The sequence below is a fragment of the Senegalimassilia sp. genome (assembly GCF_977052095.1).
Genome location: NZ_CDRSTZ010000022.1, coordinates 14,384 through 28,201, shown reverse-complemented (window position 1 = coordinate 28,201; position 13,818 = coordinate 14,384). Strand labels below are relative to the sequence as shown.

The 13,818-nt window shown below is 62.8% G+C and carries 10 protein-coding genes, 1 tRNA gene and 2 pseudogenes; 11 read left to right on the top strand and 2 right to left on the bottom strand.

The window, feature by feature from the left end:
- The 3 genes and pseudogenes from ACWI6D_RS05675 to ACWI6D_RS05665 form a co-directional block, all read left to right on the top strand.
- Positions 1 to 385: pseudogene (locus ACWI6D_RS05675) on the top strand (choline-binding protein A); the annotation flags it as partial.
- A gap of 42 nt (positions 386 to 427) precedes the next feature.
- Positions 428 to 499, top strand: a pseudogene (locus tag ACWI6D_RS05670) (hypothetical protein); the annotation flags it as partial.
- Complete coding sequence (locus ACWI6D_RS05665) at positions 482 to 1,480, top strand: C39 family peptidase (RefSeq protein WP_449133983.1); 999 nt, start codon at positions 482 to 484, stop codon at positions 1,478 to 1,480. The pseudogene ACWI6D_RS05670 and the gene ACWI6D_RS05665, both read left to right, overlap by 18 nt.
- 245 nt (positions 1,481 to 1,725) lie before the next feature.
- On the opposite strand, the gene ACWI6D_RS05660 is transcribed toward ACWI6D_RS05665, so the two are convergent.
- Positions 1,726 to 2,088, bottom strand: a complete 363-nt coding sequence (locus ACWI6D_RS05660) for an Hpt domain-containing protein (protein ID WP_303250556.1) — start codon at positions 2,086 to 2,088, stop codon at positions 1,726 to 1,728.
- Positions 2,089 to 2,140: 52 nt separating this feature from the next.
- Here ACWI6D_RS05660 and ACWI6D_RS05655 point away from each other — a divergent pair, with 52 nt between their 5' ends.
- A complete protein-coding gene (locus ACWI6D_RS05655) occupies positions 2,141 to 4,723 on the top strand; it encodes a hypothetical protein (protein ID WP_449133982.1) in 2,583 nt (860 codons plus the stop codon).
- Positions 4,724 to 4,729: 6 nt separating this feature from the next.
- On the opposite strand, the gene ACWI6D_RS05650 is transcribed toward ACWI6D_RS05655, so the two are convergent.
- Positions 4,730 to 5,158 (bottom strand): type II toxin-antitoxin system RelE/ParE family toxin, encoded by a 429-nt coding sequence (locus ACWI6D_RS05650; protein ID WP_449133981.1) that lies wholly within the window; start codon positions 5,156 to 5,158, stop codon positions 4,730 to 4,732.
- Between the two features lie 341 nt (positions 5,159 to 5,499).
- Between ACWI6D_RS05650 and ACWI6D_RS05645 the strand changes: the two genes are divergently transcribed.
- The 7 genes from ACWI6D_RS05645 to ACWI6D_RS05615 all read left to right on the top strand — a co-directional run bounded on the left by ACWI6D_RS05645 (position 5,500) and on the right by ACWI6D_RS05615 (position 13,802).
- Positions 5,500 to 5,874, top strand: a complete 375-nt coding sequence (locus tag ACWI6D_RS05645) for a MerR family transcriptional regulator (protein WP_129424938.1) — start codon at positions 5,500 to 5,502, stop codon at positions 5,872 to 5,874.
- A 362-nt stretch (positions 5,875 to 6,236) separates the two neighbouring features.
- A tRNA-Asn gene (locus tag ACWI6D_RS05640) sits at positions 6,237 to 6,311 on the top strand.
- A gap of 782 nt (positions 6,312 to 7,093) precedes the next feature.
- Positions 7,094 to 9,166: a ribosomal protection-like ABC-F family protein gene (abc-f, locus tag ACWI6D_RS05635; protein ID WP_449133980.1), complete on the top strand. Its 2,073-nt coding sequence runs from the start codon at positions 7,094 to 7,096 to the stop codon at positions 9,164 to 9,166.
- Positions 9,167 to 9,176: 10 nt separating this feature from the next.
- The gene (locus ACWI6D_RS05630; RefSeq protein ID WP_449133979.1) at positions 9,177 to 9,638 is read left to right on the top strand and encodes a tRNA (cytidine(34)-2'-O)-methyltransferase; all 462 of its coding nucleotides are present in this window, start codon (positions 9,177 to 9,179) and stop codon (positions 9,636 to 9,638) included.
- Positions 9,639 to 9,698: 60 nt separating this feature from the next.
- Positions 9,699 to 10,922 carry a hypothetical protein gene (locus tag ACWI6D_RS05625; protein ID WP_449133978.1) on the top strand — a complete coding sequence of 408 codons (1,224 nt, stop codon included), beginning with the start codon at positions 9,699 to 9,701 and terminating at the stop codon, positions 10,920 to 10,922.
- Positions 10,919 to 12,817, top strand: coding sequence for a protein kinase domain-containing protein (locus ACWI6D_RS05620; RefSeq protein ID WP_449133977.1), 1,899 nt, complete (start codon positions 10,919 to 10,921; stop codon positions 12,815 to 12,817). Before ACWI6D_RS05625 ends, ACWI6D_RS05620 begins: the two co-directional genes overlap by 4 nt.
- A gap of 4 nt (positions 12,818 to 12,821) precedes the next feature.
- Positions 12,822 to 13,802, top strand: coding sequence for an FHA domain-containing protein (locus ACWI6D_RS05615; RefSeq protein ID WP_449133976.1), 981 nt, complete (start codon positions 12,822 to 12,824; stop codon positions 13,800 to 13,802).
- Positions 13,803 to 13,818: the final 16 nt, after the last annotated feature.

The window sequence follows — 13,818 nt, the reverse complement described above, 5'->3', positions numbered from 1 at the left end:
CGGCGCCTGGTACTACCTGGAGCCCGGCAGCGGCAAGATGGCCACGGGCCTGAAGAAGGTCGGCGGCGCCACGTACCACCTGGCAAGCTCGGGCGCCATGACCACGGGCTGGGCGCTCGACGGCGGCAAGTGGTACTGGTCGGACTCCTCCGGCGCGCTCAAGACCGGGTGGAGGAAACTCGGCGGCAGCTGGTACTGGCTCGACAAGTCGACGTTCCGGATGGCCACCGGCTGGCAGCAGGTCGACGGCAAGTGGTACTACCTGGACGGCTCCCGCGGCGGCGCCATGCGCGCTAGTAGCTGGATATTGGACGAAAAGGGGTATTGGCATTGGGCTGGTTCAGACGGTGCCATGAAAAGCGGCTGGGACTCCTACGGCGGATAGCGGTATTACCTTGACCCTCAAGATCCAAAGCACGCTGCGGTTACTGGTCTGACCACGGTTTCGGGTAAGCAATACTATTTTGACGCCGATGGCGCCATGGCTGCGAACAAGTGGGTTGTTGTCGATTCCGCCAAGGGAAGCGTGAAGCTTGCAACGTCCAACGGAACGCTTGTGGGGAACGCGAAGAAAGTTAACGGGAAAATCGTTCTTTGCGACAGCAACGGCAAAGCGTCCAGCGGTTGGGTTTCTCTTGCCGGTAATCAATATTACGCAACGCCGGGAAGCGGCGCTATTGCGACTGGCTGGCAAAAGCTGGGCGGATCTTGGTATTACTTCAACAACCAGGGCATTATGGCTACAGGCTGGGCTCGCATTGGCGGCGCTTGGTACTACTTGCGAAGCAACGGCGCCATGGCAACGGGTTGGTTGAAGGATGGCAACTCCTGGTACTACCTGGACTCCAACAACGGTGGTCGGATGGTCGCTTCGAAGTGGCAGTATGTGGGCTCCGTTGATTATAAGTTCAACGGTAGCGGCCGCATGGTTGGCGCTTGGGTTAACGTTCCCGCGATGAATCAGTACCCGAATCTTCCCGACGGCTGCGAATCGGTTGCGTTGGCGAATATGCTTCGCTACTACGGGTTCCCAACTAGCAATACGACGATTTGGAATTCTTATTTGAGCTTCAGCGACTGGAATTTCGTGTCGGCCTATGCGATGGGCGGTTGTATGGCCCCTGCAATTCGCGATGCGGCAAATCGGTATCTCAGCGCTCGAGGCAGCTCTCTGCGCGCCCAGGATGTAACGGGGTCTTCACGTTCCGATATCTATTGGTATTTGCAGTACGGCATACCGGTTCAAGTGTGGGGAACGGTTAACAATGGGGGAGCCGGGTACGCTAAGGCTTCCCAGTGGTACGGAGGGCGCTTGTACAATTTCTATACCGGCAACCATTCGATTGTTGTTCAGGGATACGATGAGGAACGAGGCATTGTATACGTGGCTGATTCTATTTCTGGTAGTGTCGCAAGGTCTGCCAGCAGCTTCTTCAACAACTACTGGACGACAGGAGCTCAAGCGGTTGTGATTCGGTAATTGTGCGTTTAGGGCAATTGGATACGGTGTTTTGATGTGAAGGGTGGCAGGCGCTATGCTTGCCACCCTTTTGTGTGCGATTCGCATTTTGCTGGTACGGTTTGGGATGAGAGGCGGGGCCGTTGTTGTTCCTGAGGTAAACAACCCGGGAAAGCTGCTCTGACGTTAGGCGGTGCCAGTTCGGTTTGCCTCTGTTGTTGGCCGCTTGTTGTTTGTGGCGTTGGCGGGGCAAGAGATGCCGGCGGCTATTTCCCTAGCACGGCGCGTAGGGCTTGGGTTGCTTGGCTGTAGGCATCGTCGAGTTGGGGCAAAAGCTCGGTGGCGGCTTGCTCGTCGTGGGCTTTCAGCAGGTCGTTCATGCGCGTGGCCAACTGGTGCAGGCTGGTCAGCGACAGGTTGCCCGCCACGCCTTTCAGGGCGTGCGATTCGCGCTCAGCCTCGCCGAGGTTGCCTTCGGCGAATGCGGCCTCGATGTTGGCCATGTGCGGGTCGGACAGGAAGAGCTCGGCAAGTTTGAGGTACAGCGCCTCGTTGCCTTCGAAGCGGTCGGTGATATCTTCGTAGTCGATGTTCGCGTTTCGCAAAATCGCAATGTCTTTTTCGTCCATTGTGCCTCCCAAGGTTTCGGACGGGTTCGTTATCGGAAGTATAATCCGGCCTATGGCTAATCGGAATCAACAGTATCATGACCCTTTCGAGCCTGGCGTTTCCTCGCCGGAGTTCCAGCAATACGCCCGCGAGAACTATTCGGCGCATGGCGGCAATCGCGCGCGCTCGGGTGCGGCGGGCGGTCAGGCGCCGTATGCTGGCGGCACGGCGCGCATGTCGGGTGCCGGCGGTGGGCGGGGCGCTGCGGGCGATGGCGCTTACGGCGCCGCGAACGGACGCGATGCCAGCGGCGTTCGCGGGGGATATGGTTCCTCGTTTGGTGGAGCTGGTGCTAACGGCGGGCGGCAAAACCCCTGGTCGCGCCCTGATGGCGGCACTTCACGCATGCCGGGTGGCTCGGCAGCTGCCGGCGGTGCGGGCCGCGGCGCCGCTAACGCCTACACGCGCCCGGGTCGTCATGCTGCGGCGCAGCCGCGTTCGGGCTGGGCGTCGCCTTCCGACACCGGCGACATGGGGTTTGCCGGCTCGGCGGGCGCCTACACCAGCCCCGCGAAGCGCTTCGCCGGCCTGCTTGTGTGCGTGCTGGTGGCCGTGGCCATCGAGGTGTTCGGCTTCAACTTGGCGTTCTTCACGTCCATGACGTATCCCGAGGTGGGGTCATACCTGGTCAACGGCGTGGCCTCCGGCAGCGAGGGCACCATTGCGCTTGATGCCTCCAACAACGCCATCGAGCTGACCGGCCTTGACGACACCGTGCGCAGCATCCACTTCGCGCCCGTGCTCAACGACCCGGCGGCGGCCGCGAAAGCCACCGATAGCAAGCTGCAGGTGACCATGTACCTTGCCGACGAGGGCAACGCGAACTACTACCAGCTGCCTTCGGTGACGGTGGACCCGGCCGATGCGGCCAGCACGTACATCAGCTTGGACCCGGCGGGGAAGTGCCATTCCGTCTACGTGTCGTTCACGAACCTGGCCGATGTGGGGCCGATCACCGTTACGGGCGTCAGCCTCAACCAGCAGGTGCCGCTTGACATCGACCCGGTGCGTTTCGCGTACATTCTGGCCGTGCTGTTGCTGCTGTATGCCGTGCGCCCGCAGTCGATGCTGTTCAGCCGCGTGTTCGACGGGCGCATCACGCGCCACGGGTGGATGGTTGTCGGCCTGGTTGCCGTGCAGGCGGTCATCATCTTCGTGCTGGTCATGTCGAACACGCACTTCCTGTCGCTGACGCAAACCGCCAGCACCGAAAACTACTTCCAGTATCAAAAGCTTGCGCAGGCGCTGCTCCAGGGGCACCTGTACCTTGACGACGTGCCCAGCGCGGCGTTGCAGGCCATGGACAACCCCTACGACACGGCGGCGCGCGCCGCGGCCGGCGTGCCGTATCTGTGGGACCACGCGTATTTCGAGGGCAAGTACTACGTGTACTTCGGCGTGTTGCCGTGCCTGGTGTTCTATGTGCCGTGGCTTCTGGCAACGGGAACCGGTTTCCCCACGTGGCTGGGCGTGGCCATCTGCGATTGCGCGTATGCGGCCGGCTTGGCGTACTTGCTGACGAACGTGGTGCGGCGGTGGTTCCCGCGCACGTCGCTGGGGCTGTTCGCCGTGCTGGACATCATGCTGTTCGTGGCGGGCGGCGGGCTGATTTTGGCGCGCACGCCCAGCATGTACTTCTTGCCCGAGGCCATGGGGTTGGCGCTGGTCAGCTGGGGTCTGGGGCTGTGGGTCAGCGGCACGTCGCGCGGGTATATCGAGCGCGGCCGCGTGGTTGCCGGCGCGGCGCTTATCGCGCTGACGCTGGCGGCGCGCCCGCAGATGGTGCTGGCCGCCGTGTTCGGCCTGGTGCTGTTCTGGCCGTTTCTGCGCGACGCGCGCGGCAACGCCCAGGCGTGCCGCGCGTGCTTGGGCGAGTTCCGCGCGGCGCTTGCGCCGTTTGCGGTGGTGGCGCTGGTTGTGATGGCGTACAACTCCCTGCGCTTCGGCAGCCCACTGGATTTCGGCGCGAACTACAACCTCACCACGAACGACATGACGCACCGCGGATTCCACGCCGACCGCATCCCGTTCGGCCTGTACGCGTACCTGCTGCAGCCGCCGGCGCTGGGCAGCCAGTTCCCGTTTTTGCACCAGACGTACATGGACCCGTCGTACCAAGGCGTCACCATCTACGAGCCCATGTTCGGCGGCTACTTCTTCCTGTATCCCATGACGCTGGTGCTGCTGGCCCTGCCGCGCGTGCGCCACGCGCTGAAGGCGAAGGGGCTGCTGCCGCTGTGGGTGTGCCTGGTGGTTGTGGCCGTGGCGCTGTGCGTGTTCGACCTGCAGGGCGCGGGCATCCTTATGCGCTACATCTGCGATTTCGGGCTGTACTTCGCGCTGGCCGCGGCGTTGGTGTTCCTGGAGCTGTTGCAGGTGCGCTCGTCAGAGCCGCTGTCGAAGGGCTGGACCACGCAGCTGGGCGCGCACGGCGTGGCGCCCGTGGGGCAGGTGGGCGCGCACGCCATGGCGAACGCCAGCGCCGCCGGCGAGACGGTGTCGGTGTACCGCATCGCGCTGTATTTCCTGTTCGGATCGCTGGTGGTTATAATCACGGCAAACGCCCTACTCTGGAACGCCTTCGGCATGTATTAGGGCGTTCTAGCTGCCGTTCAGCACTAAACGCGCATAGTCTTGGCTTTGATGGAAGATATGGGCAAGTGTGAGGGCGCCTTCTTCTTTGAAAAACAGCACGATGTAGTTTTTCACGAATGCGGTGCGGTAGCCAAGCTTCGCGAGCACTTCGAATCGGGATAGCGCGTGTTCCACAATGCCGTCGCGCAGCTCGTCGAGCATGGCTTCCCAATTGTCAAGAAACGATTGCGCCGTGTGCGGCCCGAACACCATCAAGTAGGAGACGATTTCGTCAAGTTCTTTCAGCGCGCTTGGCTGGATGCGGACGTTATAGGCCATATTTCTCCCGTAATGCCGTGGTTGCCTCATACGCGTCTGTGGATAGTCCTTCTGACCTTTCCTGTTCGGCAACAACGATTCTTTCAAGCAAACGAGCGCGTGCGTCTGCTTGCTCAAGCCGTTCGTAGTCCGCGCTTCGCACGCAGACGAATCGGTCGTATCCGTTTTTCGTCACCGTTACGGGTGAAGGGCTGGTCTCAACCAGCTGATCGAATGCCGCAGTGTCGCGAAGATCTTTTATGGGAACGCATGTTGGCATGCTCGCTCCTTTCGTTGCATAATTGTGTGCACTATTATGCAATCATTGCGCGTTTAATCGCAAGGGTCGATGGCGATGCGCATATTGAAGCGCCGCAACTTTCCGGCACATTTCGCGTTTTTGTGTTCCCTAAACCTTGACATGGAGCAAACTTAAAGTGGTGAAATAAGCGCAGGAGAAACGCATCAAAGGGGAACGCATGAAAATCGCCGAAGTGAGCAAGCAGTACGACATCTCCGCCGACACGTTGCGCTACTACGAGCGCATCGGCCTTATGCGGCACGTGCGCCGCACTGAAAGCGGCATCCGCGACTACACCGAGCAAGACTGCGCGCGCATCCAATTCATCAAGTGCATGCGCGGCGCGGGCATGTCCATCGAGTCGCTTATCGAGTACATGGGGCTTATCGAGGAAGGCGACAGCACCATCAAACAGCGCATCAGCTTGCTTGAGGAGCAGCGCGACCTTATGCGCACGCGCGTTGCGGAAATGCAAGCCGGCGTTGATCGCCTTGACTACAAGATTGCCAACTATGAGAAGGTCATGAAGGAGACCGAGGCGAAGCTGCAGTAAGCGCGGCCCCGTGGCGTTGCGCGCAGGTTTTTGCGATGGTTGGTTTGCAAGCAATTCGCTACTGTTGATCTTGCAAGGAGTTCGACAATGAGTGGCCTCCCGTTTCCTGGATGGAGAAACGGGAGGCCACTTTGCTTTCTGGCGAATGCTGCAGGGGCCAAGGCCGTCTTGTGGCGAGGCTGACCCTGTCGTCAGCGCGCGGTTTCGACTTCGTGCGTTTGCGAGGGCATAGGGCGGGTTTTGGGGGCGTGGGCGCCTTCAAAACCCGATCCGGAAAAAATTTTAAAAAAAGGGGCTTGCGCGGAAAATTGAAATGTCTATAATACTTTCTTGCGCCACGAAAGAAGAAAGCGCACCGAAATTCCTCGGTAGCTCAACGGCAGAGCATCCGGCTGTTAACCGGAGGGTTGTAGGTTCGAATCCTACCCGGGGAGCCATAAAGCTCCTAGACGAACCGCGAAAGCGGTTTGTCTTTTTGTATCGAGGTTCTCGAGTCTTGAGGTCTCAAACCCCAAGGGCTAATATGAGCAGGACATTGTCAAGGGCAAAGAAGGGCCAAACCCGCTGTTTTTTCGGGTTTGGCCCTTCTTATGTGCTCTCGTGCGTGTGGCAACCTGGCTGGACCAGGCTGTTCTGACGACGCCATTATCAGCCCCGACCCACGAGAAGAACAGCAACGGTACGGAGCAGGGGCTCACAATGTCCTGCTCATATCGTCTTTCCCCTATAAGCCCAAATTCTTCTGTGCCACCATTGCTTCCTGTTGGTGCGCAATGCTCGTCGGCTGCAGGCACTACCGCGGCATTCAGGAAATGGGAAAAGTGACCATTGTTGGACAATATTTCGATTTCTTGAATGTTCGCCATTGAGTGTGGCGGATTTGTTGGGGGCGCTGTTGTGTCTTGGCGTTTGAGTAAGCCTTTCACCTGGGGTTTTGCAATTTTGGAATAACGCCTTGCGCTACGCCGCGGAGGGGCGAGCTTGAGGTATTCAGCTTCGTCGAAATATGTCCCGCATTCGTTCAGCTTTTCGGGAAATTGCCCAACAATGGCCACTTTTTTGAGAACCTGAATTAAATAGGTTTGTTTCGCTGCTGGCCATTGCCCGGCGCTTGTTCTTTCTCGTGCTCATTTCGGTCAGGTTGGGTGGTTTGGGGGCCGTGCGGGGTGCATCTCCGGTATGATGAAAGGCTGCAACAAAGAAAAGGAGTTATTGCACCATGATCATGCAGGTTGAGCATCTGACGAAGTCGTTCGGGGGGCGCACGCTGTTTTCCGACGTCACGTTCAAGCTGGAGGAGTACGACCGCCTGGCGCTTGTCGGCCCGAACGGCGCGGGCAAAACCACCATGCTCAACATCATCAGCGGGCGCGAAGACGCCGACGAGGGCCGCATCCTGTTTGCGAAGGGCGCGCGCGTGGGCTACCTGGAGCAGGAGGCCATCGAGATGCCTGACCGCCCCATCTTCGAGGAAGTCATGTCCTCGCAGGTGGAAATCTTGGCGGCCGAGCAGCGCCTGCGCGAGCTGGAGAACTCCCTGGGTGAAAACCCCACCGAACGCCAGCTGGCTGCGGCCGGCCGCGCGCGCGACGCATACGAGACGCTGGGCGGCTACACCATCGAGGCGAAGGTGCGCGGCGTGCTGTTCGGCCTGGGCTTCAAGGAAGGCGACCTGCAGCAGGCCACCACGAACTTCTCGGGCGGCTGGCAGATGCGCATCGCGCTGGCGAAGCTTCTGGTGCGCAACCCCGAGGTGCTCATGCTCGACGAGCCCACGAACCACTTGGATCTGGAATCGGTCAAGTGGCTCGAAGGCTTCCTGCGCGGCTACGAGGGCACCGTCATCGTGGTCAGCCACGACCGCGAGTTCATGGACAACATGGTCGACCGCGTGGCCGAGGTGGCCAACGGCCGCGTCAACCTGTACAAGGGCAACTACTCCGCGTACCTCAAGGCGCGCGAAGAGCGCATCGAGCGCCTGCGCCAGCAGCGCACGAAGCAGCTTGAGGAAATGAAGCACCTGGAGGAGTTCGTCGAGCGCTTCCGCTACAAGGCAACGAAGGCCCGCCAGGCTCAGGAGCGCGCGCAGCGGCTTGAGCGCCTGAAGGAAGAGCTCATCGAGATTCCGGAAGAGAAGAAGCCCATCCACTTCAACTTCGTGCAGCCGCCGCGCACCGGCGACGAGGTGGTGCGCTGCCGCGGCCTGGTGAAGCACTTCGGCGACAAGCGCGTGTACGACAACTTCGACTTCACCATGTACCGCGGCGACAAGGTGGCGCTGGTGGGTCCGAACGGCGCGGGCAAGTCCACGCTCATGAAGATGATCGCGGGCGTCATGAAGCCCGATGCGGGCACCATCACCTATGGCGTGCACGTGGCGCTGACGTACTACGCGCAGCACCAGCTGGAAGAGCTGCACGCGGGCAACACCGTGTTCGAGGAGCTCGATCACGTGGCGCCGGGCTGGAACATCTCGCAGGTGCGCAGCCTGCTGGGCGCGTTTCTGTTCGAGGGCGACGCGGTGGACAAGAAGGTCAGCGTGCTGTCCGGCGGCGAGAAGGGCCGTTTGGCATTGGCGAAGATGCTGGTGGCGCCGAAACCGCTGCTGTGTCTGGACGAGCCCACGAACCATCTGGACATCGCCAGCGCCGATGTGCTTGAGCAGGCGCTCAACCGCTTCGAGGGCACCATCCTGCTCATCACGCACGACCGCCACCTTATCCGCAGCGTGGCGAACCGCATCGTGGAAGTGAAGCCGGGCAAGGTGACGGTGTACGACGGCGACTACGACTACTACCTGTTCAAGTCCGGCCAGCTTGACGGCCCGGCGCCTACCGACGAGTCGCTGGTGGACGAGCTGATGGGCAAGGGCGGCTCGGGCAAGGGCGGCAAGGCGAAGGGCAAGGCGTCCGCGCCAGCCGCTAAGGCGCCGCTGCCCGCTGCCGAACAGCCTGCGGCCGGCGAGCTGACGGCCAAGCGCGGCAGTGCGCCGAAGACGAAGGAGCAGAAGCGCCGCGAGGCCGAGGCGCGCAATCGCGCCTATGCCGCGCTGAAGAACCATCGCAAGCGCATCGCCGAGCTGGACAAGCAGATGGAGCGCGACAACGCGCGCATGGAAGAGCTGCTGGCGAAGATGGCAGACCCCGACTTCTACATCAACGAGGACGCCTCGTCAGACGCCGTGGCTGAGCATGCCAAGCTCAAGCAGCGCATCGCGGCCGCCGAGGAGGAGTGGTTCATGCTCAACGAAGAGCTTGAAGCCGAGATGGCGCGCCAGGCGGCGGAAGGGTAGGGCGAAGGCTGTGCTGAACATCGTGCTGGTGGAACCCGAGATTCCGCAGAACACGGGCAACGTGGCGCGCACGTGCGCGTGCATCGGCGCGCGGCTGCACCTGGTGGAGCCCATGGGGTTCGCCGTGACGCAGCGCAACCTGGCGCGTGCCGGCTGCGACTACTGGGATGACGTGGACATCGTGCGCTGGTCGTGCGCCGACGAGTTCTTCGAGGCGCATGCGACCGACGAGCTGCACCTGTTCACGGGCCACGTGCAGGCCAGTTACGCCAGCGTGTCCTACGGGCGGGACGCCTATCTGGTGTTCGGGCGCGAAAGCCGCGGGCTTGACGAGGCCGTTATGCAACGATTCGCTTCCGCCTGCGTGCGCATCCCTATGCGCGAGGGTATGCGGAGCTTAAACTTAAGCAATTCAGTAGCAATTGCCGCGTACGAGGCACTGCGGCAACAGGGCTGGCCGAACATGGCGTAAAGCAGGGTCGGTTTTGGCGCTTTCGAGATGGTAACCGGGAACAAGCGAAGGGGGTGCGATATGGACGAGGAGCGCAAAACGGCGCGCGGCGAAAGCGATGCCGCCGAGCGAATCGACGGTGTGGCTGCTTCATCTTGCGACGAAAGCAAGACCGCAGGCGACCTTGCGGGTGGCGGCGAGGCTTCGGGCGCGGCAACGCCTTCGACTGCTCGCAGCGCCAGCCCGCTTCCAAGTCCAAGCCCCACGCCAACGTTTTCCGGCACGAACCGGCCGGCGCGTCGCGCGCGGCGTTTGCGCTGGCAAGCGGGCGTTCCTGCGTCTATGACGGCGCTTGCGCTGTTTTCGTTCACGCTGCTTGTCGGCGGTGTGGCGGGGTACGTTTCAACCATCCCCGGCTTGTTGTACGAGCCGCCGGTTCCTTCGCTTGTGCCTTTGGGACTTGCGTTTGCGTCGACCGACGATGCCGCGAAACTCAGCGTCGTTTCGTCCGATGGGCCTTCCCGCAATGTTGGGCCCGTTGACCAACAAGAGGTTGCTGAACAGAACGCTGTTTCGGCAGCGCTGGGGCTTGGCGCGTTCGGTGGCGTGCTGGGTGCGGGGTCGCTTGCTGCGGGTTCGCCGTCCGGCGCGGTTGACGCGTCGTTTACGAAGGCCGTGGAGGCTTCGAAGACCCCTTCGTCCAGCGCCGCTTCGAATGCGGGATCGAATTCCGGCAGCTCCGCTTCGGCCGGGTCGGGGTCGGGCGCGGGCGCGACTGGCGGCGACTCAACGGCGGGCGGCTCCTCTTCAGGCGGCTCTGCGTCCGGCGGGTCGTCGGAAACGCCTTCGCCCTCGGGTCCTTCTGAAGCAGAAGAAGCTCAGGTCCACGCGCTGTTGGTTGATCATTTGAACCGCGTGAACACCTACGTGTCGCGCCTGAACGCGGCCATCGGCTCGTTCGGCAGCGATGCCTTGCATGGTTCGCTGGACGTGCGCCAGGCGGATTACAACGAGTGCTCGGCTATCGATAGCCAAACGCTTACCGATTTCCTTATGTTACGCAACTACGATTGTCCCGAGGGGTCGCGCTGGGCCGATCAGAAAGGCAACTTGCAGCGTGCCTATATTGCGCTTGACCAGGCGCTTACACCGTATTACGACGCGTGGAACCTCAACCTGGCGTATGCGAACCCCGCCGATGGTTACAACCGTTGGATGGAGCCCATTTGGAACGACCAAGATGCAAACGGTAACAGCGTAACGGCCGCCCAGCTCAACGAAGTGCTTGCGAGTATCAGCTTATGAGCGGGTGGAGTGGAAATGCGAGCGGTCGCAATGCGCGAACAGGGTCGCTTGCGGTTGCGTCTGCCGCGCCGGCCATGCGCGTCGCGCGCGTTGAGGGTTTCGAGGCGCCGTTTGTGCTGGCTGATGCCGATCGCGCGGCGTATCGGCGTCGTTTCGTCACGCTGTTCGTGCTGGAAGGTGAAGGCCACAGCGGCGGCACGGGGCGCGTGGAGCACGCGCGCAACGCGCAGGGCGAGCACGTGGCGCTGAAGCTTTTGGCCGACCCGCAGCGTCATGGTGCGGAATCCGACGAAGAGCACGCGCGCCGTGCCCGCGCCGCGCGCGCGGCGTTTGAACGCGAGTACGAGTGTCATGCGAAGCTTTCGGGCTTGAAGGGCTTTCCGCGCCTGTTCGGCCGCGGCCAGGTTGCCGGCGTGCCGTGCATCGTCATGGAGTGGGTCGAAGGCGTCACGCTTGATCGCGTGCGCCGCACGCTTGCCGTGGACGGGGCAGGTCGGGTGTCGCCGCTGGTGGCGGCGCACATCGGTCGCGACCTGTTCGACCTGGTGGCGCGCATGGGATTCGTCGAAGGCGGGTTCGTGCACCGCGATATCAGCCCGCGCAACGTCATGGTGCGCACGTCGCGCCTGACTTTGGCGCAGCAGGTTGAGGAAGGCGTGTTCGACCTGTATCTTATCGATTTCGGGTCGTCTGCCGATGTGGACGTTGCCACGTCGTTCACGCGCGAAAACGCGGTGTTCCGCGGGGCCACGGCCGACTATGCGCCGCCCGAGATGCTCAGCGACGACATTCCGGGCCTTGACGAGCTGCGGAAATCATCTGCTATCGACGTGTACGCGGCAGCAAGTGTGGTGTATCGCCTGGTCAGCGGGCATGTGCCGTACGAGTTGCATGGCCTGTCGGACGATGGCCGGGCACTTTCGCCGTATCGCGCGAAAATGGCTGCGGCTGCGCCGCCGGCGGTCATGGCGCACGAGGACGCCGATGCGCTGGTGGATGTGCTGGCGCGCGAGCCCGAGGCTGCGGTGGCCGTGCAGCAGGCGCAGGACAAGCTGCCCGCGCCGGCAAGTGTTGCGGAGGCGGCCGATGCGCTCACGTTTGTGGACCGCATGTTCGCCGAGGTGCTTGCCGACTGCCTGGCGCGCGAGCAGGCCGACCGTCCGGCGGCCGCGGCCGTGCGCGAGGCGTTGTCGTCGTTTTCCGTGCACTATGCCGAAAACGTCGAGCGCTCGCTTTCGGGAAAGCCCCTGGTGCCTTGCGTGCCCGGCGGCTTGATCGGCGGGTTTCCCGATGCGCCGAACGGCGCGCTTTCGCTTGCGCGCATAACGGCGAAGTGCGTAGCGGCGGTTGCGCTTGCCGCGGTGGCCATTTCCGCCGGCGTGTTGGTGAACGGCGCGGCAGCTTCGTTTTCGCTGGGCGGCGCCTTCTGGGAAGGCGCGGTTCCGGGAGTGGCGGTTGCGGCGGCGTTGGCGGTGCCTGCGCTTGCCGGCTTGGCGCTTCGGGCAGGCGGGTCGCGCACGCGCGCAGGGTTTTTGCGCGGCACGGCCGGTGTTGCGGTTGCGGGCGCAGCGGAGTTCAAGCTGCTGGGCTGCCTGCAGTTCCAGCTGGCGCAGAAAGCCGATGGCTTGGCGGCGGCACTGGTGGCCGCCATGGCGGCGGGATGGTTCGTCCTGGTGGCCGATTATGCATTGAATGTTGCATTGCCGCAGGTCAAACGGCTGCGTGCGCTTCCGGATGACGGTCCGGCGCTTGATGGCGCCGCTCTTGCCGCTGCGCATGCGGCGGCGCTTGAGGCTGCGTCGCGGGATGCTGGGGAAGCCGAAGTTGAGCCGGAGTACGAGATCGACGATGCGCAGCCCGGTGCGGGCGGCGCGCAAGCATGCGAAGGAGCGTAACGGGATGGCTGTGGAACTGACGCCGTGCGGCGCCTTGTTCGAAACGATGAAACGCTACGGCGGCATCAGCCATAAGGATTTGGCGCGCTTGGTGCTGTCCGGCCGTCCGCTTGCCGATGGGAAAAGCCCGCTTTCGCGCTCGGACGACCGCACGTGGGTGTCGCGCTTCATCGTGCACGCGCCCGTCGGCTCGCTGCAGGACCGCTACTTCAGCGACTGGGGCGTGGCGGCGCTGCGCGTGTGCGCCCGTTTGCGCTCAAGCGAGGGCAAGAACCTTTCGGCGGGCGGCGTGCTTGACGTGATCACCGGGCCGGGCGGCGACATGATGCGACAGGCTTTGCGCGGCTGTCATCAGGACTTGGCTTTGTACGACAACGTGCAGGAGCGCCTGGTGGCGGGGTCGGGATACAGCGAAGAGGAGCGCGCGGAGCTGGCGTGCGTGCTGTTCGTGGCGGCCGGTTGCTCGGCGAACGTGAAGCGCTCGTGCGCCTACGTGCTCGATTACGTGCGCAGCGTGCACGGCGGGCGGCTTGAAACCGTTTCGGCTGCCGTTATGGAGGCGGGGCCGTGCGCATCGGCGCCGGCCGACCCGCGTTCGCAGGCGCAGGCGTTGGGGTTGTTGCGCGTGGTGAACGGCATGGTGTCGGGCGCGCTGCACTGGGTGCAGCCGCTGTCCGATGGCATCGAGATCGGCGCGCTTGCGCTGGGGCCCGACGATATCGCCGACGTGGAGCCGGACGTTTCGGGCCATCATCTGCGCGTTTGGTGCAACGAACAGGGCAAGTGGTGCGTGGAAGGCATGGGCAGCTCGAACGGCACCGTGCTTATCAGCGGCGAAGACGGCTCGGAAGTGGTCGTGGAAGCCCCGCGCGGCGCCGGTGCGCGCACGGCGGTGCCGGTGGAAGTGCACGCCGGCGACGAGCTGGTGCTCGGCAGCGCCACCAGGTTCATGCTGATAGAAGGCATGCCCGAAACCTGGGAGTAGGGGTTGTTGGGATCCA

Bases quoted from the DNA above. Each gene is read 5' to 3' on its own strand.
- ACWI6D_RS05665 (WP_449133983.1), top strand. From the start codon at position 482: ATGGCTGCGAACAAGTGGGTTGTTGTCGATTCCGCCAAGGGAAGCGTG.
- ACWI6D_RS05660 (WP_303250556.1), bottom strand. From the start codon at position 2,088: ATGGACGAAAAAGACATTGCGATTTTGCGAAACGCGAACATCGACTAC.
- ACWI6D_RS05655 (WP_449133982.1), top strand. From the start codon at position 2,141: ATGGCTAATCGGAATCAACAGTATCATGACCCTTTCGAGCCTGGCGTT.
- ACWI6D_RS05645 (WP_129424938.1), top strand. From the start codon at position 5,500: ATGAAAATCGCCGAAGTGAGCAAGCAGTACGACATCTCCGCCGACACG.
- abc-f (WP_449133980.1), top strand. From the start codon at position 7,094: ATGATCATGCAGGTTGAGCATCTGACGAAGTCGTTCGGGGGGCGCACG.
- ACWI6D_RS05625 (WP_449133978.1), top strand. From the start codon at position 9,699: ATGGACGAGGAGCGCAAAACGGCGCGCGGCGAAAGCGATGCCGCCGAG.
- ACWI6D_RS05620 (WP_449133977.1), top strand. From the start codon at position 10,919: ATGAGCGGGTGGAGTGGAAATGCGAGCGGTCGCAATGCGCGAACAGGG.
- ACWI6D_RS05615 (WP_449133976.1), top strand. From the start codon at position 12,822: ATGGCTGTGGAACTGACGCCGTGCGGCGCCTTGTTCGAAACGATGAAA.